The following is a 20982-nucleotide window of genomic DNA, read 5'->3' as shown; positions in this document are numbered from 1 at the left end:
AGGGAGATGGCAGATGAATGTCGTCGATATTTCGCGGTGGCAGTTCGGCATTACGACCGTCTACCACTTCATCTTCGTGCCGCTCACCATCGGCCTGGCTCCCCTGCTAGCGATCATGCAGACGGTGTGGGTGGCGACGGGCAACGCCACCTGGTATCGGCTGACCAAGTTTTTCGGCAAGTTGTTCCTGATCAACTTCGCCATCGGGGTGGCGACCGGGATCGTCCAGGAATTTCAATTCGGGATGAACTGGAGCGAGTACTCGCGGTTCGTCGGCGACATCTTCGGCGCGCCGCTGGCGATGGAGGGCCTGGCCGCCTTCTTCTTCGAATCCACCTTCATCGGGCTGTGGATCTTCGGCTGGAGCCGGCTGCCGCGGCTGGTGCACCTGGCGTGCATCTGGATCGTCGCCATCAGTGTCAACGTGTCCGCGTTCTTCATCATCGCGGCCAACTCGTTCATGCAGCACCCGGTCGGCGCGCACTACAACCCGGCGACCCGGCGCGCCGAGCTGAACAGCATTGCCGCGCTGCTCTCCAATAATACTGCGCTGGCAGCGTTTTCACACACGGTAAACGGCGCCTTGCTGACCGCCGCGACATTCGTTGCCGCGGTCAGCGCGTGGTGGCTGGTCCGTTCCCGCCATCCCGCCGCCGCCGCACCCGCCGCCGAGTCGGACACCCGCACCATGTTTCGCCCGGCCGCCATCCTGGGGTGCTGGGTCGCGCTGGCCGCCGCCGTCGGCCTGTTCTTCACCGGCGACCATCAGGGCAAGCTCATGTTCGTGCAGCAGCCGATGAAAATGGCGTCGGCGGAATCCCTGTGCGACACCCAAACCGATCCGGATTTCTCCATCCTGACGGTCGGAAGGCAGAACAACTGCGACGGCCTCTACCGTGTCATCGAGGTGCCCTACGTGCTGCCGTTCCTCGCCAAAGGCCGAACCAGCGGCGTCACGTTGCAGGGCGTGCGCAACCTGCAGCAGGACTACCAACAGCGATTCGGGCCAAACGACTACCGCCCCAACCTCTTTGTCACCTACTGGTCGTTTCGCGCCATGATCGGGTTCCTGGCCATTCCGGTGCTGTTCGCGCTGGCGACGTTGTGGTTCACCCGGGGCGGCCGGCTACCCAACCAGCGATGGTTCCCCTGGCTGGCGCTGCTAACCATTCCCACACCATTCCTGGGCAACATCTCCGGGTGGGTGTTCACCGAGATGGGCCGCCAGCCGTGGATCGTCGTCCCGAACCCGACCGGCGACCAGCAGGTTCGGCTCACCGTCCGCCAGGGCGTGTCTGATCACGCCGTCGGCATGGTCGCCACCTCCCTGGTGACCTTCACCCTCGTCTACGCGGTGCTCGCGGTCATCTGGTTCTGCCTGCTCAGGCGCTACGTCGTCGCGGGACCGCAGGAACACGACGCCGAACCGGCACCGCCCCGCGCGCCCAGCGACGACGAGGTGGCGCCGCTTTCGTTCGCCTATTAGGGCCAACCTGGAAAGGAGCTGACCGATGGGAGGGCAGCAGTTGTGGTTCGGCATCATCGGGATGCTGTTCCTCGGTTTCTTCATCCTCGAGGGCTTCGACTTCGGGGTCGGCATGCTGATGGAACCGTTCGCCCGCGTCGGCATGGGCGAACCGGAACTGCATCGCCGCACGGTGCTCAATACCATCGGGCCGGTGTGGGACGGGAACGAGGTCTGGCTGATCACCGGCGCCGCGGCGATGTTCGCCACGTTTCCCGGCTGGTACGCCACCATGTTCTCGGCGCTGTATCTGCCGCTGCTGGCGATCCTGTTCGGCATGATCCTGCGCGCCGTGGCGATCGAATGGCGTGGCAAGGTCGACGACACAAAATGGCGCGGCTGGGCCGATTTCGGGATCGCCGCCGGGTCGTGGCTGCCCGCCGTGTTGTGGGGCGTGGCGTTTGCCATCCTGGTCCGCGGGCTGCCGGTGGACGCCGGCGGCCACGTCCACCCGTCGATCACCGACGTGCTCAACGCCTACACGCTGCTGGGCGGTCTGGTCACCGCCGGGCTGTTTTTGATGTACGGCGCGGTGTTCGTCGGCCTGAAGACCTCGGGCACGATCCGCGACGACGCCCACCGATTCGCGGTGTGGCTATCGCTGCCGGTGACCGGACTGGTTGCGGCATTTGGGCTTTGGACGCAGCTGGCGCACGGCAAGGGCTGGACCTGGGTGGTGCTGGGGGTCGCGGTCGCCGCGCAGCTGGCGGCGGTGTCGTTGGTGTGGCGGCGCGCGTCCGACGGCTGGGCTTTTGCCTGCACCGCCTTGGTGGTCGCGGCCGTGGTGATTCTGTTGTTCGGCGTGCTGTATCCCAACCTGGTGCCCTCGACGCTGAACAGCCAGTGGAGCGTGACGATCTACAACGCCTCGTCGACCCCATACACCCTCAAGATCATGACCTGGGTGACGGCCATCATGGCTCCGCTGACGGTCGCATACCAGGCGTGGACGTATTGGGTGTTCCGGCAACGGATCTCGGCCGAACGGATACCGCCGGCCATCGGCCTGGCGAGGCGTGCGTCCTGACCGGGAAGGACGCGGCAAGGCGGGCGCCCCTGGACCCGCGACTGTGGCGGGCATCGACCGCGTTGCGTCGCTACCTGCTCGCCGCGGTGGGCTGCGGAGTGATCATCTCGGGCTGCGCGGTCGGCTCCGCGATCGTGCTGGCCAGCGTGGTGGCGCGCGTCGTCGGCGAGCCCTCGGCGCGTCACTTGGGCAGCTGGCTGGGGCCCCTGTCAATCCTGTTGGCGCTGTGGGTCGTTCGCACGGTCACGCACTGGCTCCAGGCCCGCCTGGGTCAGCGCGGGGCCAGCGCGGTCATCGCCGACCTCAACGGTCAGGTGCTGGCCGCCGTGACGGCCCGGCAGCCAACAGAACTCGCCGCGCAGCGTGATGCCGCCGCCGCCGTGGTCACCCGCGGCCTGGACGGGTTGCGCCCCTACTTCACCGGGTACCTGCCCACCCTGCTGCTCGCGGCGATCCTGACCCCGGCGACCGTCGCCGTGATCGCGGTCTACGACCCCGAATCGATGGTGATCGTGGTGATCACCCTGCCGCTGATACCGGTCTTCATGGTGTTGATCGGGCTCGCGACGGCCGACCGATCGGCGGCGGCGCTCGATGCGATGACGACCCTGCAGGCCCGGATCCTGGACCTGATCGCCGGCATCCCGACGCTGCGCGCGCTGGGCCGCGGGCGCGGTCCGGAACACCGGATCGCCGAACTCGCTGCCGCCCACCGACGATCGGCGATGGCGACGCTGCGGATCGCGTTCCTGTCGGCGCTGGTGCTCGAATTGCTCGCCACGCTCGGCGTGGCACTGATCGCGGTCGGCATCGGCCTTCGCCTGGTGTTCGGCGAGATGACCCTGGCCACCGGCCTGACGGTGCTGCTGCTGGCGCCTGACGTCTACTGGCCGCTGCGCCGCATCGGCATGGAATTCCATGCCGCCCAGGACGGCAGGACCGCCGCGGACAAGGCGTTCGCCCTCATCGGGGAGCCGGCCGCGCCACCGGCGCGAAGCCAGGCCGTGCACTCCCGCGGCAAACGGATCCGCCTGGAACACCTCAGCGTGCTGGGCAGAGACGGCCACGCGCCCCGCGATCTCACCGCGACGATCGAACCCGGCCGGGTCACGGTGCTGACCGGGCCCAACGGCGCCGGCAAGAGCACCACGCTGCAGGCCATCGCCGGGCTCACCGCGCCGTCCTGCGGCCGGATCACCGTGGCCGGAGCCGACGTCGCCGACCTGGACCGCACCGCGTGGTGGCGGCAGCTGTCCTGGCTCCCGCAACGTCCGGTCCTGGTCCCGGGCACCGTCCGTGACAACCTGACGCTGCTGGGAAAGCTCGACGATCTCGACGAGGCCTGTGCCGCATCGGGTTTCGACGCGGTGCTGGCCGAGCTGCCCGACGGGATGGAAACCGTGCTCGGCCGCGGGGGCGTCGGGCTGTCGCTGGGCCAGCGCCAACGGCTCGGCCTCGCCCGGGCGCTCGGCTCGGCGGCCCCGGTGCTGCTGCTGGACGAGCCGACCGCGCATCTGGAAGCGCGCACCGAGCGGCGGGTGTTGCGTGCCATCGTCGAGCGCGCGCGCTCCGGCGCGACGGTGGTCGTCGTCGGCCACCGCGAGCCCGTCGTCGCCATCGGTGACGGGGTGGTGGAAGTGGCCGCCGACGCGGAGGTCCGTCATGCCACGGTCTGATCCGCCGTCAGACGCGTTCACGCTGCTGCGCCCGCGGGTGCCGCGGATGCTCGCGGCCGTCGCGCTGGGCGTGCTGTCGCTGGGCAGCGCACTGGCCCTGGCCGGGTTTTCGGCGTGGCTGATCACCCGGGCCTGGGAAATGCCGCCCGTGGTGGACCTGTCCGTCGCGGTCGTCGCGGTGCGCACGTTCGCGATTTCGCGGGGCGTGCTGCACTACTGCGAGCGCCTGGCCACCCACGACACCGCGCTGCGAGCGGCCGGCACCGCCAGGGCGCAGATCTATCACCGCCTCGCCCGCGGGTCCGCGGCGACGGCCTTGCGCCTGCACAGCGGTGAGCTGGTGGCGAGGGTGGGCGCCGACGTCGACGAGCTGGCCAACGTGCTGGTGCGCGCCGTGGTGCCGATCGCCGTCGCGGCGGTGCTCGCGCTGGCGGCAACCGCAGTTGTCGCGGCCATTTCGCCGCCGGCCGCCGCGGTGCTGGCGGTCTGCCTGCTGATCGCGGGCTATGTGGCCCCCCGGCTCGCCGGTAGAGCCGCCGTGACGCTGGAAGAGGTTGCCCGCCAACACCATTCCGACCGCGACACGTCGGCGATGATCGCCCTCGAACACGCGCCGGAGCTGCGCGTCGCGGGCGCGCTGCCCGGCGTCATCGCCGATTCGCAACGCCGCCAACGCGCCTGGGTCGACGCCCTCGACGCCGCCGCCAGGCCGGCGGCGATCGCCGAGGCGATGCCGACCGCGGCGATCGGGGCCAGCGTGCTGGGCGCGGTGGCCGCCGGGATCGGCCTGGCGCACACGGTTGCGCCCACCACGCTGGCCGTCCTGATGTTGTTGCCGCTGTCCGCTTTCGAGGCGACGACGGCGTTGCCGGCCGCCGCCGTCCAGCTGACGCGGTCGCGCATCGCGGCGCGTCGCCTGCTCGACCTGGCTCCCCCGGACCGCCCGAAGGGCCCCGGCGAGCCGGCACCCGCCGGAACCGTCCGGCTCAGCGCCGATGTCCGTTCCGGTCACGCGGATTCGGCGCGACCAAATCGGGTGGAGCTCGACCTGCCACCGGGCGCCCGGCTGGCCGTCACCGGCGCCAGCGGTTCGGGCAAAACGACGCTGCTGATGACGCTCGCCGGGCTGATGACGCCGCTGGACGGGCGGGTGCTGCTGGACGGAACCGACGTCGGCCGCTTTGACGAAGACGAATTGCACAGGGCGGTCGGCTTTTTCGCCGAGGACGCGCACGTCTTCGCCACCACGGTCCGCGACAACCTGCTGGTCGCCCGCGGCGACTGCCACGACGACGAGCTGACCGCGGCGCTGGATGCGGTCGGCCTCGGCGGGTGGGTCGCGAGTCTGCCCGAAGGCCTGTCAACGGTGTTGACCGGCGGCGCTCACGCGGTCTCGGCGGGCCAGCGCAGGAGGCTGCTGCTGGCCCGCGCCGTGATCTCCCCCGCCCGAATCGTGCTGCTCGACGAGCCCACCGAGCATCTCGAAGCGACCGACGCCGAGCGGATCCTGCGCGACCTGTTGGGCCCGAAGCCGCGGCTGCTGTCCGCGGACCGGACCGTGGTGGTGGCGACGCACCATCTGCCCAACGGGATTGGCTGCCGCGAACTGCCGCTCAGAGGTGTCGCCGGCGCGGCATGAACTCCAGCGTCAACAACACGAACACCAATGGGACCAGCTGGGTCATCGAAATCACCGCGTAGCGCCGGGCGTCCATCGCGTGGAACTTGCGCACGTAGCGGTACAGCGACTCGAGCGCGATCAGCGGGTCGAGGATATGGATCAACCGGTAGAAGACGCGCTGGACCCGACCGCGATCCTTGTCCTCGAAGATCTCGGGGAACGCCGCGAACGAGAGCGATACACGCTGTGCGCCCGCTTCTTTAGCGGCCATGATCATGTCGACGCTGAGCCGCTCGTCGATCCCGTTGGGGGCCCCGCGGCGACGCCACGGGACGTCAAGGCTGACGTCGCTGCCGCGGCCGGCGGTCGCGTACCGATGGAAGCCCTGCACCCGCCCCGAGGCGTCTCGGGCGACGATCAGCCGTATTCCGGGGATCCGCCCCTCCAGCACGCCGTCGAGGTTCATGTAGAAGCCGCGATCATGGTGGGCGCCGCTGGGCGAGGCCCGCACCACGTCCGTCAGCTCGGCAAGCAGTGTCTCGTCGAGTCCCTGCTCGTCCACGATCTCGGTGGTGATGCCGAAGTTGTGGGTGCGCTTCACGGCCTGCCGCAGGTTGCGGAACTTGCGGCCCACCATCTCGAAGCCGGCCACGTCGACGACGACGTCGCGGCCGATCGGTATCGCCCGCAGCGATTGTCCGATCACCGCCGGGTCCTTCCACAACCCGAGTCGGCGTTCGCTGCAACCCACCACCGCGATCCGCCAGCCGTGTGCACGGCACATCACGGCGAAGTCGGCGACCAGCTCCGGGAACTTCTCCTCGTCCCCGACGGGGTCGCCGCCGACCGCGGCGTATCCGAGCCGGGTCCGATACGCCAGCCCGGCGGTGCCGTCCGCGGTGAAGTGGTAGCACTTGCCCGTCTGCATGGCGAAGGGGGCCAGCGGGTCGTCGGCGCTGGCATCGATCAACGCCCAAATGCGGGGCAGGTTCTCGGGTCGCGGATGCGCCGTCGTCGGCCACATCAGCACCGCCCCGGAGCCGACGATCAGCAAATCACCGAGCAGGTCGAAGGACAGCACGTGCGCGCCCAGCCCCGCCACCACGAAAAGCGCCGCGGCGGCGGCGTGCATGGCCGTCACCGGACGGCCCAGGAAGATGCCGCGTGCGATGAACGCCACAGCGCCCAGGACCGTCAGCGACCAACCCAGCCGGTCGGCGTAGTGCCAGTACGGCTGTTGGTGGTGGCGGGCCAGTATGACGATCAGCCAGCCCGCCGCGCAGAGCAGGGCCAACGCCCCGATCCAGCGGGCTGCCAGTGAATCGACGTGGACAACGACGCGTTCGCGCGCGGGGGGCTTGGCTGCGAGGTCGACCGGTCCGTTCACTCTCACCTCCCGATGCGATCAGTCCGACTGGGCGGCGTAGTCACCGCCACTCGCACCGAATACCCGGCTGATCTCAACCTACGCCCGATCACGGCCCTGTCTGACCGAAATCGGACGGTTGTCCGGCGGGTATCCCGTCACCTGTCTATCGGCGCGAGGGCGGAAAGTATTTCACCAGGCCTTCCTGCACCACCGTGGCGATGACCTGGCCGGAGTGGTCGAAAAAGTGCCCGGTGCCGAGCCCGCGCGAATCCGCGGCCACCGGCGACGACGTCGAGTACAACACCCAGTTGTTGAAGTCGACCTGCCGGTGAAACCACACGGAATGGTTGGCGGACGCCGCGAAGATCCGGTCGTAACCCCACGACAGGCCGTGGGTGGTGATGACCGAGTCCAGCACCGTGGTGTCCGAGGAGTAGACCATCGTCGCGGTGTGCAGCACGGGGTCGTCGGGGACCGCGCCCAGCGCCTTGACCCAGACCCTGTTGTGGGGCAACCGCTCGCCCTTGTCGCGCATCACCCAGGACGGGTCGTTGGTGTAGCGCCATTCGATGGGCTGCAGGGCGTTGACGAAGTGCGGGACGGTCTCCTCGTAGCCGCGCAACAACTCGCCGATAGATGGCTGCGTGTGCGGCGGCGCCACCCGCGGCGGATCGACGGAGTGCTCGAGGCCGCGGCCGCCCGACATGTAAGAGATCAGCGCAGACGACAACAGGACGCCGTCCTGCACCGCGTCGACGCGCCGGTTGGCGAAGCGCCGCTCGTCGCGCAGCCGCACCACGTGGAATTCGATGTCCTTGGCGGTGTCTCCGCCGTTGACGAAGTGCACCGACAGCGCGCTGGGCGGGAGACCGTCCCGGACCAGCGTGCGGCTGCTGGCAACGAACGATTGCGCCATGAGCTGGCCGCCGAAGGTCCGCATCGGGTTCTTGCTGGGATGGGATCCGGCGAACCGATCGTCGGAGATGCGGTTCAGGTCGAGTATCGCCAGCAGTTCCTCGAAATCGTTGCCAGCCGGCACGGGCCTGCGCTCCCCCTGTCGATTAGACGTCGTCCTCCCCGATCCGGTGCACATGGATCAGGTTGGTCGACCCTACTGTGCCAGGTGGCGCGCCCGCGACGATGACCACCAGGTCGCCGCGCTTGTAGCGACCGAGCTCGAGCAGCGACTTGTCGACCTGGCGGATCATGCCGTCGGTCGACGTCATCATCGGGACGATGAACGTCTCGGTGCCCCACGTCATGGCGAGCTGGCTGCGCACCTCGGGCCAGGCGGTGAAGGCGAGCAGCGGCAGCGGGGTATGCAGGCGCGCCAACCGCTTCACCGTGTCGCCGGACTGGGTGAACGCGACGAGTGCCTTGGCGTCGAGACGCTCACCGATGTCGCGGGCGGCATAGGAGATCACTCCGCGCTTGGTGCGCGGCACGTGCGTCAGCGGCGGGGCGGCCGTCGAGTTCTCCTCCACCGCGCACACGATTCGCGACATCGTCCGGACGGCGGCCAGCGGATACTTCCCCACCGAGGTCTCCCCGGACAGCATCAGCGCGTCGGCGCCGTCGAGCACGGCGTTGGCGACATCGGACGCCTCGGCGCGTGTCGGCCGCGAGTTCTCGATCATCGAGTCCAGCATCTGGGTCGCCACGATGACCGGCTTGGCGTTCTCCCTGGCGATCTGGATGGCCCGCTTCTGCACCAGCGGAACCTCTTCCAGCGGCAGCTCGACGCCCAGGTCGCCGCGGGCCACCATGATGGCGTCGAAAGCCAGCACGATGGCTTCCAGGTTGTCGACGGCGTCGGGCTTCTCCAGCTTGGCGATCACCGGTACCCGCCGCCCGATCGGATCCATCACCTCATGCACCAGCTCGACGTCGGACGGCGAGCGCACGAACGACAGTGCGACCAGGTCGACGCCCAGGTTCAGGGCGAAGGTCAGATCCTCGATGTCCTTGTCGGATAAGGCGGGGGCGGAGACGTTCATGCCGGGCAGCGAGATGCCCTTGTTGTTGCTGACCGGGCCGCCCTCGACGACGGTGCAGACCACGTCGTCGCCCTCGATGGCGTCGACCACCAGGCCCACCTTGCCGTCGTCGACCAGGACGCGGTCACCGACCGTGGCGTCCTTGGCCAACGTCTTGTAGGTGGTCGAGACCCGGTCGTGGCTGCCTTCGCAATCGTCGACGGTGATCCGCACCGTTTCGCCGTCGGCCCAGTACGTCGACCCCGTCGCGAAACGCCCGAGCCTGATCTTCGGGCCCTGCAGGTCGGCGAGCACACCGACCGCGCGGCCGGTGGTGTCGGAGGCGGCCCGCACGCGGTCGTAGGCGGCCTTGTGATCGGCGTAGTCGCCGTGACTGAAGTTCATTCGGGCGACGTCCATTCCGGCCTCCACCAGCGCCAGAATCATCTCGTCAGAGTTGGTTGCAGGGCCAAGGGTGCAGACGATCTTCCCGCGTCTACTCACGGCGCCCCAGCATAGTCGTGCGGCGCGGCGGCAGCCCGAGTTAACCGATTCGACGGACGGCGGCTACCCGCTGAGGACGGTCGGGACCAACGGAAAACCGGGAAGGTTACGCAGCACCGTCCAGGCGATCGCCGCGACCATGACGGTCACCACCGCCGGGATCGGCAGGACCGACCGGCCGTTGTGGCGGCGAACCAGGATCCATCCGGCCAGCATCGGGATGCCGACCAGTAGGAAGACGTTGTCGTTGACGGTGGCCATCAGGTCACCGTGCAGCAGGTCATGCGTCATCCGGAGGCCACCGCACAGGGGGCAATTCCAGCCGGTAAGCAACTTGAACGGGCACAGCGGATACACCGAATTCACGTTGTGCGGGTCGACCAGGCCGACGTAACCGAGCGCGCCGGCCAGCAACACTCCGGTGCCCGCCGCGACGGAAGTGCGATGACGGTGCCGGCCGTGCTGACGACTCAGCCCCGGCGTCCCCGACGAAGGATTAGGTTCCATCGCGCAGCTGGTCAGTCACGTTTTCAGCATGCCAGATCCCGTGCTAGTCCGCCGAACGTCGACTAGTTGCGTGCAAAACCGCAGATTTCGCACAACGAGTCGACGTTGGACGAGTTGGCCCGCTATTGGCCCCGTCTGTTCCTCAGCCGGAAGCTCAATCTCCGCCTGGTTGAGCCGGCGTCATCGGCGGAGGTTGCTTCGGCGGCCTCGTCGGTGTCGGCATCTGGCTTTGCCTCCGGCTCCGCTTCCGCGTGGTCGTCCTCGTCGCCGTCTGGTGCGGACTCTTCCGCGACTTCCGGCTCCGGAGACTCCGATTCGGCCTCCGCCGCAGCAGCCTCCGCGTCGGCGACCTCGGGCTCGGGTTGGAGCTCTTCGGCTTCAGGCTCGGCGGCTTCAGCCTCCGCAACCTCCGTCGCGACGGCCTCAGCCTCCGCCGCCTCGGGCTCCGCAGATTCAGTTTCGACGGCCTCCGCCGCAGCAGCCTCCGCGTCCGCGACCTCGGGCTCGGGTTCGAGCTCTTCGGCTTCGGGCTCGGCGGCTTCAGCCTCCGCAGCCTCCGTCGCGACGGCCTCAGCCTCCGCCGCCTCGGGCTCCGCAGATTCACTTTCGACGGCCTCCGCCACAGCGGCCTCCGCGTCCGCGACCTCGGGCTCGTCGGACTCCTCGGCCTCGGCTTCCGCGGCTTCGGCCTCGTCGGTTTCGGGCGCTTCGGCTTGGGCCTCGACGGTTTCGGGCGTTTCGGCGACGACCTCGGCAGTTTCGGGCTCCGCGACCTCGGGCTCCGCGACCTTGGCAGTTTCGGGCTCCGCGACCTCGGCCTCAGCGACCTCGGCCTCAGCGACCTCGGCCTCGACGGTTTCCGGCTCGTCGGCCGTCGGCTCAGCGACCTCCGCCTCAGCGGCCTTCGCTTTTACGGTCTCGGCCTCCGAGGCTTCCGCCCCCGCGGACTCCACCGGACCCGACCGCATCCGCGGTATCAGCCTTTTCGCCGTCTTCCCTGCCGCCAAAACCGCGGCCACCCCGGCCGCGGCCGCAACCGAAGCGCCGGTTATCGGCTCGGGTTGCGGCTCGGCTTCTGCCTTGGACTCCGGCGCTTCCTCGGCACCGTAATCGGTGCCGTGCAGGCTCGCGGGGTCTTCGCGGCCCTTCGGCGCCAGGATGACGTACACCACGGCCCCGATGAACACGAACGTCGATGTGAAGACGTTGATCCGGATTCCGGCGATCTGTGTGGCCGTGTCATTGCGCAGCAGCTCGACGCCGAAGCGCCCGACGCAGTAGGCGGCAACATAGAGCGCAAAGAGTCGCCCGTGGCCGAAGTTGAACCGTCGGTCCACGTAGATCAATGCGACGAAAATCAGGACGTTCCAGATCAATTCGTAGAGGAACGTGGGTTGCACGACGAACGCGACCTGACCCGTCGAGACGCCGTCGAGCGAATGCGGGTCGACGTATCCGGAGGGGTCGCGCCGGTAGAAGATCTCCAAACCCCACGGCAGCGTGGTTTCCCGACCGTAGAGCTCCTGGTTGAAATAGTTCCCCAGCCGACCGATCGCCTGCGCCAAGACGATTCCCGGTGCAATCGCGTCGGCGAAGGCCGGCAACGGAATTCCGCGACGCCGGCAGCCGATCCACGCGCCGACGCCGCCGAGGGCCACCGCGCCCCAGATGCCCAGGCCGCCATCCCAGATGCGCAGCGCCGCGCCGGACCCGGCGCCACCCGGGCCCCAATAGGTCCGCCAGTCCGTGGCCAGGTGATAGAGCCTGCCGCCCACCAATCCGAACGGCACCGCCCAGAGCGCGATGTCGTAAATCACGCCGCGCTGCCCGCCGCGGGCCTCCCAGCGCCGGTCGCCGATCACCAGCGCGACCACGATGCCGGTGATGATGAACAACGCATAGGCGCGAATCGGTAACGGCCCGAGGTGCCACACCCCCTGCGGCGGGCTGGGGAAATAGGCGAGCACCTTCGTCACGAGGCGGCCGCCCTCTGCCGCACACCGACGGCCAGTTCCTCGGTCAGTGCGCGCAATGCCCGCAATCCGCCGTCGCCCAGCGCCGACACCAGCGCGGACCCGACGATGACTCCGTCGGCGTAGCTGCCGATCTGAGCGGCCTGCTCTCGCGACCGCACCCCGAGGCCGACGCCGACGGGTATGTCGGACACCGCCTTTACCCTGGCCACCAATTCGGGCGCGGCCTGCGATACCGCGTCGCGCGCCCCGGTCACGCCCATCGTCGAGGCCGCGTAGACGAATCCGCGCGACGCCTCGACGGTGGTGACCAACCGCTGGGGCGTCGAGGACGGCGCCACCAGGAAGATGCGATCCAGCCGATGTTCCTGCGACGCCGTCAGCCACTGCCCGGCTTCGTCGGGAATGAGGTCGGGAGTGATCAGGCCGTGCCCGCCAGCCGCCGCCAGGTCCCGCGCGAAAGCGTCAACGCCGTAGTGCAGCACCGGATTCCAGTACGTCATCACCACCGCGCGCCCGCCGGCCGCGCTGATCGCCTCGACCGCGGCCAGCGTGTCCCGGACCCGCACTCCCCCGTGCAGCGCGGCCTCCGTGGCCCTTGCGATGGTCGGGCCATCCATGCCCGGATCCGAATACGGCACGCCGACTTCGATGATGTCGCAACCGGATTCGACGAGCGCGATCATCGCCTGCACCGAGGTGGGCACGTCGGGGTAACCGGTGGGCAGGTAACCGATCAGCGCCGCGCGATTGTCCTTGCGGCAGGAATCGAAGGTCGGCCCCAGCCTGCTCGCTTCGCTCTGTTCGACGGTCACTTCTCGCCGGACCCCAACAGTCCGAACCACTTCGCGGCCGTCTCGACGTCCTTGTCGCCGCGCCCCGAGAGATTCACGACGATGACGGCGCCCTTGCCCAACTCAGCGCCGAGCTTGACGGCGCCGGCCACCGCGTGCGCGGATTCGATGGCCGGGATGATGCCCTCCGTACGGCACAACAGGCGGAATGCGTCCATCGCCTCGACGTCGGTGATGGGCCGATATTCGGCGCGTGCGGTTTCCCGGAGCCAGGCGTGTTCGGGGCCCACGCCCGGGTAATCCAGACCGGCTGAGATCGAATGGGATTCAATGGTCTGGCCGTCCTCGTCCTGCAGCAGGTAGGAGAACGATCCCTGGAAGGCCCCAGGTGAACCGCCGGTGAATGTCGCCGCGTGCCGGCCGGTCTCGACGCCGTCGCCGGCCGCCTCGAATCCCACCAGGCGCACGCCGGGATCATCGATGAAGGGGTGGAAGATCCCGATCGCGTTGGATCCGCCGCCCACGCAGGCCGTGACCGCATCGGGCAACCGGCCGGCCTGCGCCTGGATCTGAACCCGGGTCTCCAGGCCGACGATGCGCTGAAAGTCACGCACCATGGTCGGAAACGGGTGCGGGCCCGCCGCGGTGCCGAAGCAGTAGTACGTGTTGTCGGCGTTGGTGACCCAGTCCCGGAACGCCTCGTTGATGGCGTCCTTGAGCGTTTGCGAACCGCTCTCGACGGAGACGACCTCGGAGCCCAGCAGCCGCATCCGGGCCACGTTGAGCGCCTGGCGCGCGGTGTCGACCGCGCCCATATAGACCACGCAATCCAGCCCGAGCAGTGCGCACGCGGTGGCCGTGGCCACGCCGTGCTGGCCGGCTCCGGTCTCGGCGATCACCCGGGTCTTGCCCATTCTCTTGGCCAGCAGGGCCTGGCCGAGCACATTGTTGATCTTATGAGAACCGGTGTGGTTCAAGTCTTCTCGTTTGAGGAAGATTCGCGCCGAGCCGGCGTGCTCGCCGAGCCGGGTGGCCTCGTACAGCGGTGACGGCCGGCCCGCATAGTTGGCCTGCAGCTCGTCGAGGGTGTCCAGGAAGTCCGGGTTGACGCGTTCCTTTTCGTAGGCGGCGGTGACTTCCTCGATCACCGCCATCAGGGCCTCGGCGACATAGCGGCCGCCGAACACACCGAAATGGCCACCCGCGTCGGGGTCGTGGCGGGTGGGTTCGGCGACGGCCGCACTCGAAAGCGGAAGCTCCGGGCGGGATAGACCTACCATCACCAATGCTCAACGAGGGGACGGCTCATCGGGTTCAACGTTTCGAACGTTTAGCGAGCCGGTTTCGGACAGGACGGATGGGTGCCCGCGGTCACCAGATCGGCGACCGCCGCGCGTGGGTCACCGCTTTTGACCAGACCTTCACCGACCAGTACGGCGTCGGCGCCGGCGCCGGCGTACGCCAGCAGGTCCCCGGTGCCGCGGACACCGGATTCGGCGATCCTGATCACCTTGCTGGGCAGCCCCGGAGCGATGCGCGCGAAGCAATCCCGGTCCACCTCCAGCGTCGTGAGATCGCGTGCATTGACGCCGATCACTTTGGCCCCGGCCTTCAGTGCCCGGTCGGCTTCTTCCTCGGTGTGCACTTCGACGAGCGCTGTCATACCAAGCGATTCGGTGCGGTCCAGCATCGCCGCCAGCGCCGACTGTTCCAACGCGGCGACGATCAGCAGCAGCATGTCGGCGCCGTGTGCGCGCGCCTCATGGATCTGATATGGCTGCACCACAAAGTCTTTGCGCAACAGCGGAATTGAGACGGCGGCCCGCACCGCATCGAGGTCGTCGAGCGAGCCGTTGAAACGTCGTTCCTCGGTCAGGACGCTGATGATGCGGGCGCCACCGTCTTCGTAGGCCTTGGCCAGCTTTGCCGGATCGGCAATTGGCGCCAGTGAACCCGCCGACGGGCTGGCGCGCTTGACCTCGGCGATGACGCCGATGCCGGGCTCGCGCAACGCGGCCATGACGTCCAACGGTGGCGGCGCTGCCGCGGCGGCCGCCTTGATCTCGGTCAGGCTGACAACGGCTTCGCGCGCGGCAACGTCGGCTCGGACTCCCTCGAGGATGGAGTCAAGCACGGATGCCGGACTCATGCCTGTCGTTCCTTCCCACTGCCATCCCAATGTCGCTCGGTTACTCAGCCGATTTCGATGACGTCAATGAAGGGTAGCGACCGTCGCCTCGCGGCCCGTCACCGACCCTCGATGTCAGACTCGCGGGCCCCATCTGTCGGGTCACGTCCCTCGTCAAGCGCATCCCAAATCATCCGCTCCGACATCTCCGCCTTATCCGGCGTTTGCCCCTCCAGCATCGCCCCGTGATCGCTTTCGCGTAGCGCATTCGATCGACGGGTCGCGGGCGCCGCGTATTTCGTTACGCTCTCGCGCGCCGAGCTGGGCTCCGAAGCCGACCGCATCAACAAGACGGCCGCGGTCAGCGTGCACGCCGCGGCGGCCACGGCGACGCCGGCCCCCCAGTAGTGCCGTTCGCTTCCGACCAGGAACATCACCGAGATATGCGCCAGTTCGGCGCCGCGCGCGGCCACGTCCGGAACCACCCACAAACTGATCCCCAGGTAGCCGACCGCGAGGCTGGCCGCGGCCAGCAGACCCGCCAGCACCCGCAGCCGCCAGCCGCGCACCGCGAGTGCCGCGACGGCGGTGGCCAGTATGAGGAGCGCCAGCGGCAGCAGCGCCGTCGACCAGGAACCGCCGGACAGGGTCACCTGCTTCGGGGGGCCAAGCCCGTCGAACGAGCGGATCACCACCCACGGCAGCCGCGACGCCACCCACAACCCCCCCGCGGCCACCACCAGCAGCAGTTGGGCTATCACGATCGTGAGCCGGCCCGGCCGGGCCCGACGGGAATCAGCCATTGCTGCCCGGGGGCGGAGGTGTCAGCGTCTCGGCGGCCGCGATCGCGTTGAGCACCGCCCGCGCCTTGTTGGAGGCCTCGGTGTATTCGTAGGGGCCGTTGGAGTCGGCCACCACCCCACCACCGGCCTGGACGTAGGCGGTGCCGGCGCGCATCAACGCGGTGCGGATGGCGATCGCGAAGTCGGCGTTGCCGGCGAAGTCGAGGTAACCGACCACGCCGCCGTAGAGGCCGCGGCGCGTCTTCTCCACCTCCTCGATCAGCTCCATCGCCCGCACCTTGGGTGCGCCCGAGAGCGTGCCGGCCGGGAAGCAGGCCGTCACCGCATCCAGCGCCGTGCGGCCCTCGCCGAGCCTCCCGGTCACCGTCGACACCAGGTGCATGACGTGGCTGTAGCGCTCGATGTGGCTGTAGTCGTCGACGCGCACGGTGCCGGGAGTGCAGACGCGGCCGAGGTCGTTGCGGCCCAGGTCGACCAGCATCAGATGCTCGGCGCGTTCCTTGTCGTCGGCCAGCAATTCCTTTTCCAGCAGCTGGTCCTCTTCGTCGGTCTGCCCGCGCCAGCGGGTTCCGGCGATCGGGTGCGTAGTGGCCCAGCCGTCGGCGACGGTGACCAGCGCCTCCGGGCTGGATCCGACGATCGAAAAGTCCGTTGTCCCATCGCTATTCGGCACGTGCAACAGATACATGTAGGGGCTCGGATTGGTTGCCCGCAGCATCCGGTACACGTCGATGGGATCGACGTCGGTGTCCATCTCGAAGCGCTGCGAGGGCACCACCTGAAACGCCTCGCCCGCCGCGATCTGCTCGACGAGGTAGTCGACGATCTTGCCGTATTCCTCGACGGTGCGCTGCGACCGGTGCCGGGGCTCGGGCCGGCCGAACGTGGCGACGGTCGACGGCAGCGGCTGGCCCAGCGCGGTGGTCATCACGTCCAGCCGGGCCATCGCGTCGTCGTAGGCCTCGTCGACCCGCTCGTCGGTGCCGTTCCAGTTCACGGCGTTGGCGATCAGCGTGATGGTGCCCTCGTGGTGGTCGACGGCCGCCAGGTCGGTGGCCAGCAGCAGCAACATGTCGGGCAGCTGCAGGTCGTCGACGGCCAGTTGGGGCAGGCGTTCCAGGCGCCGCACCAGGTCGTAGGCGAAGAAGCCCACCATGCCGCCCGACAGCGGTGGCAGCCCCGGCACGGCGGCGGTGGCCAGCAGCTCAAGAGTGGCCCGCAATACCCGCAGCGGGTCGCCTCCCGTCGGCGCGTCCTGCGGCACGGCGCCCAGCCACACCGCTTCGCCGTCGCGCACGGTCAGCGCCGACGGTGCCCCCGCCCCGATGAAGGACCACCGCGACCAGGACCGGCCGTTCTCGGCGGACTCCAGCAGAAACGTGCCGGGCCGGTCGGCGGCGAGTTTGCGGTAGGCCGACAGCGGGGTCTCGCTGTCGGCCAAGACCTTGCGGGTCACCGGGACCACACGATGCTCCGCGGCGAGCTGGCGGAACTCCTCCCGTGAGGTGCCGGCGGCGAGGTGGGTGTGCACCGACCCATCTTCCCAGACGTGGGTCGGCGGCTCGCGAGCGTAACGTGACTGCGCTTTTCCGCACCGAAATTCGCAGTGGCGTTACGCTCGCGGAATGAAAACTGGTGACACCGTGGCCGACTTCGAGCTCCCCGACCAGACGGGAACGCCGCGCACGCTCAGCGCCCTGCTGGCCGACGGGCCCGTGGTGCTGTTCTTCTACCCCGCGGCGATGACGCCCGGCTGCACCAAGGAGGCCTGCCACTTCCGCGACCTGGCCTCCGAATTCACCGCCGTCGGCGCCAACCGGGTCGGCATCAGCGCCGACCCCGTCGAGAAGCAGGCCGAGTTCGCCGACCTGCGGAAGTTCGACTACCCGCTGCTGTCGGACACCGAGGGAACCGTCGCCACACAGTTCGGCGTCAAGCGCGGTCTGCTCGGCAAGCTGATGCCGGTCAAGCGCACAACGTTCGTCATCGACACCGATCGCACGGTCCTCGACGTGATCTCCAGCGAATTCAGCATGGACACCCACGCCGACAAGGCATTGGAGACCCTGCGGGCGCGGTCTTCCGCATAGCGCCTCCGCCCTGCGCGAGCAGACACAAAAGCGCCCAAAATTGCACGATTTTGGGCGCTTTTGCGTCTGCTCGCGGTATCCGTCAGGGGATGATCGCCAAAAACACGTAGGCGGCGAGCAACACCAGATGCACCTCGCCCTGCAGCCGGGTCGCCCGCCCGGGCACCACGGTCAGCATGCTGATCACAACGGTCAGCGCAAACAGCACCAGCTGGGTCGGACCCAGGCCGAGCACCAGCGGTCCTTTCAGCCACACGCTCGCCAGCGCGATGGCCGGGATGGTCAGCCCGATGCTGGCCATCGCCGAGCCGTAGGCCAGGTTCAGGCTGGTCTGGATGCGACCCCGGCGCGCCGCACGCACCGCGGCGAGCGTCTCGGGCAGCAACACCAGCATCGCGATCACCACGCCGACGAACGTCTGCGGGAATCCGGCCGCCCTCACCAGGCGTTCGACGGCCGGCGATTCTTGTTCGGCCAGACCCACCACCGCAACCAGGGCGACGAGCAGCAGCACGAGGCTGATCAGCGCCGACGGGGCGCTCGGCGGATCGGCGTGGCTTTCGTCCTCCTCGAACAGCCGCTTTTGGCCCTTCTGCGCGATCGGCAGGAAAAAGTCGCGATGCCGAACGGTCTGGGTGAACACGAACAGCAGGTAGAGCAGGAGCGAGGCGACCGCGGCGAAGATGAGCTGACCGGGCGAGAACTCCTTGCCCGGGTGGCTGGTGGTGAACGCGGGCAACACCAGGCTCAGCGTCGCCAGCGTCGTGAGCGTGGCCAGCGCGGCCCCGCTGCCCTCGGCGTTGAACAGCGTCACGCCGTAGCGCCGGGAACCCCACGACAGCGACAAACCCGCGATCCCGTTGGTGGTGATCATCAGCGCGGCGAACGCGGTGTCGCGGGCCAGGGTCGCCGCCTCGCTGCCGCCGGACGCCATCAGCTCGACGATGAGGGCCACCTCGATGACCGTCACCGCGCCCGCGAGCACCAGCGACCCGAACGGCTCGCCCACGCGGTGCGCGACCACCTCCGCGTGTTGGACCGCGGCGAGCACTGCACCGATCAACAGCACGGCCTGCAGGGCGATCAGTGCCGGTCCGAGGTGCTCGCCCCAGGTGGCCGTCAGCACGACGACGGCAATCACCGGCACCTCTGTGGTCCAGGACATCCGCGACAGCCGTTGCCGTTTTAGCATCGCCCGCCATTCTCACCGAAGACGTGCGCCGGCGCCCGACGGGCGACCCTCGACTCAGGCCCTATTCAGACCTTTGTCGCTGCCACGAAGTAGCCGCGCGGCACGCCCGGCACGTCCAGCGGAACGACCGGGTGCTCCCACCGGTGCCACCGACTGCCCGGTTCGGCCACATCGGTGACCACGGTGGTCCAGCCGCGGCCATCGACTAGCGCGGCGGGCGTGTCGGTGCCGAACGTCCACGGCGCCCCGAGCCGCCGCATGAATTGCTGCGTCGACTGCAGGAACGGTGCCTCCAGGAGCGAGCGTCCGATCACGTTGTACAACAGCAAATCCCCCGGGGCAGACAACGCGTCGATGCGCGCAAACAGGGTGTCGACGGCCGGCGCCTCGATGTACTGCAGCAATCCCTCGACCAACCACGCCGTCTTCGCCGATGAGGTAAACCCTTGCGAGCGAAGCGCTTTCGGCCAGTCCTCGGACAAGTCGATGCCGACCGCGACGCGCCGGCAGCGGGGCTGCGCATCGCCCAGTCGCTCGTCCTTGGCCGCGATCACCTGCGGCTGGTCCACTTCGTAGACCGTCGTGGCCGGCCGCCACGGCAGGCGATACGCACGCGCGTCCATGCCCGCGGCCAGAATCACCACCTGCGACAAGCCGTCGCGCTGCGCTTCGAGGAGCGCCTCGTCGAAAAAGCGCGTGCGGATGGCGATCTCGGCGGGTGACTGTCCGGTCGCGGCGACCGAGTCGGCCAGCAACCGTCGGCCGTCGTCGCCGGCCAGCCGTTCGGCGAACGGGTCGGCGAAAAGTGGGTCGTCGCGGTCGGCTTCCGCGGCGCGCACCGCCGCGGCCAGCAATCCGGTGGCCGCTACCGCTTGTTTGGTTTTGTCGTCCATGCGTCGATCATGACGCCGCGGCCGCCGGCGGTATTGGATTTTTGTGCCGCTCGACCGGGACGTGGCTGGGCAACACGAGCCGCTGCCGACCGTATTGCGTCGGAGTCAACGCGGTGAACGATCGGAACTCGCGGACGAAGTGCGCCTGATCGAAATAGCCGGTGTCGGCCGCGATGCGCGCACCGCCGGCCGCGCCCGCGTCGAGGTGGCGCAGCGCCGCCTGCAGCCGACGCACCCGCGCATACGCCTTGGGCGCCAGGCCCACCTCGGCCCGAAACAGCGCGATCATCCTCTTGGTCGACAATCCCGTCAGGCGACGCACGTCCGCCATTTGAACGGAGGGGTTGGCTTCGACCGCCGCCAGCGCGGCGGCGACGTCGGGGTCGCGACCAACGGAGAACCGCGCCCGCGACAGCAGAAAGTCTTCGAGGATGCCGAACCGGGCGGCCACCGACGGGGCCGCGATCAAGCGCTCGTGCACCTCCCGCCCGCTGCTCCCCCAGATTTCATCGAGGCCGACGGCCACGTCTTGCAAGTCGCCGAGCGGAATTCCGAGAAACGGGAACGCGCCCCCGGGCCGGAAGTGAATCGCCATGGCGGGCTCGTCGGCCGCGATGTCGGTGACGTACGACGCGCGATGCGGTCCGGTCACGACCGCGGGCGGAACCGTCAAACGGGTGTGGCCGTCGGCGGTGTAGAAGTCCAGTTGCTGCCGCCGCCCGACGTCGAAGACGATGGTCACCGCGCCGCGCGGCAGCGCTCGGCTTCGATAGTTGGACCCGCTGTGTCGCCAATGCCCGAAGAATTCGACGTGGTCGCCCAGGGGCGGCGGCGGTCTATACAGCGAGGGCCGGTAGTGACCCCCGCGCGCCAATTCCGGTTGACCCAACACCACGGGCAAGTC

General features: G+C 68.8%; 17 protein-coding genes and 1 pseudogene. 5 read left to right on the top strand and 13 right to left on the bottom strand.

Annotated features, from left to right (window positions below):
• Positions 1 to 13 precede the first annotated feature (13 nt).
• The 4 genes and pseudogenes from JWP83_RS23070 (at position 14) to cydC (ending at position 5929) form a co-directional block, all read left to right on the top strand.
• Positions 14 to 1486, top strand: coding sequence for a cytochrome ubiquinol oxidase subunit I (locus JWP83_RS23070; RefSeq protein WP_297735326.1), 1473 nt, complete (start codon positions 14 to 16; stop codon positions 1484 to 1486).
• 25 nt (positions 1487 to 1511) lie between these two features.
• Positions 1512 to 2552 (top strand): cytochrome d ubiquinol oxidase subunit II, encoded by a 1041-nt coding sequence (gene cydB, locus JWP83_RS23065; protein ID WP_297735323.1) that lies wholly within the window; start codon positions 1512 to 1514, stop codon positions 2550 to 2552.
• Positions 2553 to 2614: 62 nt separating this feature from the next.
• Positions 2615 to 4228, top strand: a complete 1614-nt coding sequence (cydD, locus tag JWP83_RS23060) for a thiol reductant ABC exporter subunit CydD (protein ID WP_297735363.1) — start codon at positions 2615 to 2617, stop codon at positions 4226 to 4228.
• A pseudogene (gene cydC, locus JWP83_RS23055) lies at positions 4215 to 5929 on the top strand (thiol reductant ABC exporter subunit CydC). Before cydD ends, cydC begins: the two are co-directional and overlap by 14 nt.
• Here the strand turns inward: cydC and JWP83_RS23050 are convergent.
• The 10 genes from JWP83_RS23050 to JWP83_RS23005 all read right to left on the bottom strand — a co-directional run bounded on the left by JWP83_RS23050 (position 5842) and on the right by JWP83_RS23005 (position 17434).
• A complete protein-coding gene (locus tag JWP83_RS23050; protein WP_297735320.1) occupies positions 5842 to 7236 on the bottom strand; it encodes a phosphatidylglycerol lysyltransferase domain-containing protein in 1395 nt (464 codons plus the stop codon). The pseudogene cydC and the gene JWP83_RS23050 overlap by 88 nt on opposite strands.
• Positions 7237 to 7381: 145 nt before the next feature.
• Positions 7382 to 8257: an acyl-CoA thioesterase II gene (locus JWP83_RS23045; protein ID WP_297735317.1), complete on the bottom strand. Its 876-nt coding sequence runs from the start codon at positions 8255 to 8257 to the stop codon at positions 7382 to 7384.
• A gap of 22 nt (positions 8258 to 8279) precedes the next feature.
• A complete protein-coding gene (pyk, locus tag JWP83_RS23040) occupies positions 8280 to 9698 on the bottom strand; it encodes a pyruvate kinase (protein WP_297735314.1) in 1419 nt (472 codons plus the stop codon).
• A 63-nt stretch (positions 9699 to 9761) separates the two neighbouring features.
• On the bottom strand, positions 9762 to 10115 hold the full coding sequence (locus JWP83_RS23035; protein WP_297735360.1) for a DUF2752 domain-containing protein: 354 nt from the start codon (positions 10113 to 10115) through the stop codon (positions 9762 to 9764).
• A gap of 212 nt (positions 10116 to 10327) precedes the next feature.
• Complete coding sequence (locus JWP83_RS23030) at positions 10328 to 12181, bottom strand: prolipoprotein diacylglyceryl transferase (RefSeq protein WP_297735311.1); 1854 nt, start codon at positions 12179 to 12181, stop codon at positions 10328 to 10330.
• Positions 12178 to 12993: a tryptophan synthase subunit alpha gene (gene trpA / locus JWP83_RS23025; RefSeq protein WP_297735308.1), complete on the bottom strand. Its 816-nt coding sequence runs from the start codon at positions 12991 to 12993 to the stop codon at positions 12178 to 12180. Before trpA ends, JWP83_RS23030 begins: the two co-directional genes overlap by 4 nt.
• The gene (gene trpB, locus JWP83_RS23020; protein WP_297735304.1) at positions 12990 to 14252 is read right to left on the bottom strand and encodes a tryptophan synthase subunit beta; all 1263 of its coding nucleotides are present in this window, start codon (positions 14250 to 14252) and stop codon (positions 12990 to 12992) included. Before trpB ends, trpA begins: the two co-directional genes overlap by 4 nt.
• 50 nt (positions 14253 to 14302) lie before the next feature.
• The gene (trpC, locus tag JWP83_RS23015) at positions 14303 to 15121 is read right to left on the bottom strand and encodes an indole-3-glycerol phosphate synthase TrpC (protein WP_297735301.1); all 819 of its coding nucleotides are present in this window, start codon (positions 15119 to 15121) and stop codon (positions 14303 to 14305) included.
• A gap of 98 nt (positions 15122 to 15219) precedes the next feature.
• Positions 15220 to 15903, bottom strand: coding sequence for a TIGR02234 family membrane protein (locus JWP83_RS23010; protein WP_297735298.1), 684 nt, complete (start codon positions 15901 to 15903; stop codon positions 15220 to 15222).
• Positions 15896 to 17434 (bottom strand): anthranilate synthase component I, encoded by a 1539-nt coding sequence (locus JWP83_RS23005; protein WP_297735295.1) that lies wholly within the window; start codon positions 17432 to 17434, stop codon positions 15896 to 15898. Before JWP83_RS23005 ends, JWP83_RS23010 begins: the two co-directional genes overlap by 8 nt.
• Positions 17435 to 17528: 94 nt before the next feature.
• Between JWP83_RS23005 and JWP83_RS23000 the strand changes: the two genes are divergently transcribed.
• Positions 17529 to 17993, top strand: coding sequence for a peroxiredoxin (locus JWP83_RS23000; RefSeq protein ID WP_297735292.1), 465 nt, complete (start codon positions 17529 to 17531; stop codon positions 17991 to 17993).
• 82 nt (positions 17994 to 18075) lie between these two features.
• Here the strand turns inward: JWP83_RS23000 and JWP83_RS22995 are convergent, their stop codons facing one another.
• From JWP83_RS22995 to JWP83_RS22985, 3 genes are all read right to left on the bottom strand, one after another.
• Positions 18076 to 19185: an ionic transporter y4hA gene (locus JWP83_RS22995; RefSeq protein WP_297735289.1), complete on the bottom strand. Its 1110-nt coding sequence runs from the start codon at positions 19183 to 19185 to the stop codon at positions 18076 to 18078.
• 65 nt (positions 19186 to 19250) lie between these two features.
• Positions 19251 to 20078, bottom strand: a complete 828-nt coding sequence (locus JWP83_RS22990) for an SAM-dependent methyltransferase (protein WP_297735286.1) — start codon at positions 20076 to 20078, stop codon at positions 19251 to 19253.
• Positions 20079 to 20085: 7 nt separating this feature from the next.
• Entirely contained in the window at positions 20086 to 20973 is an 888-nt protein-coding gene (locus JWP83_RS22985; RefSeq protein ID WP_297735284.1) for an AraC family transcriptional regulator, read from the bottom strand.
• Positions 20974 to 20982: the final 9 nt, after the last annotated feature.

Origin of the sequence: Mycobacterium sp. (assembly GCF_025965855.1) — a bacterium.
GTDB lineage: Bacteria > Actinomycetota > Actinomycetes > Mycobacteriales > Mycobacteriaceae > Mycobacterium.
This window is presented reverse-complemented; position numbering and strand designations above follow the sequence as displayed.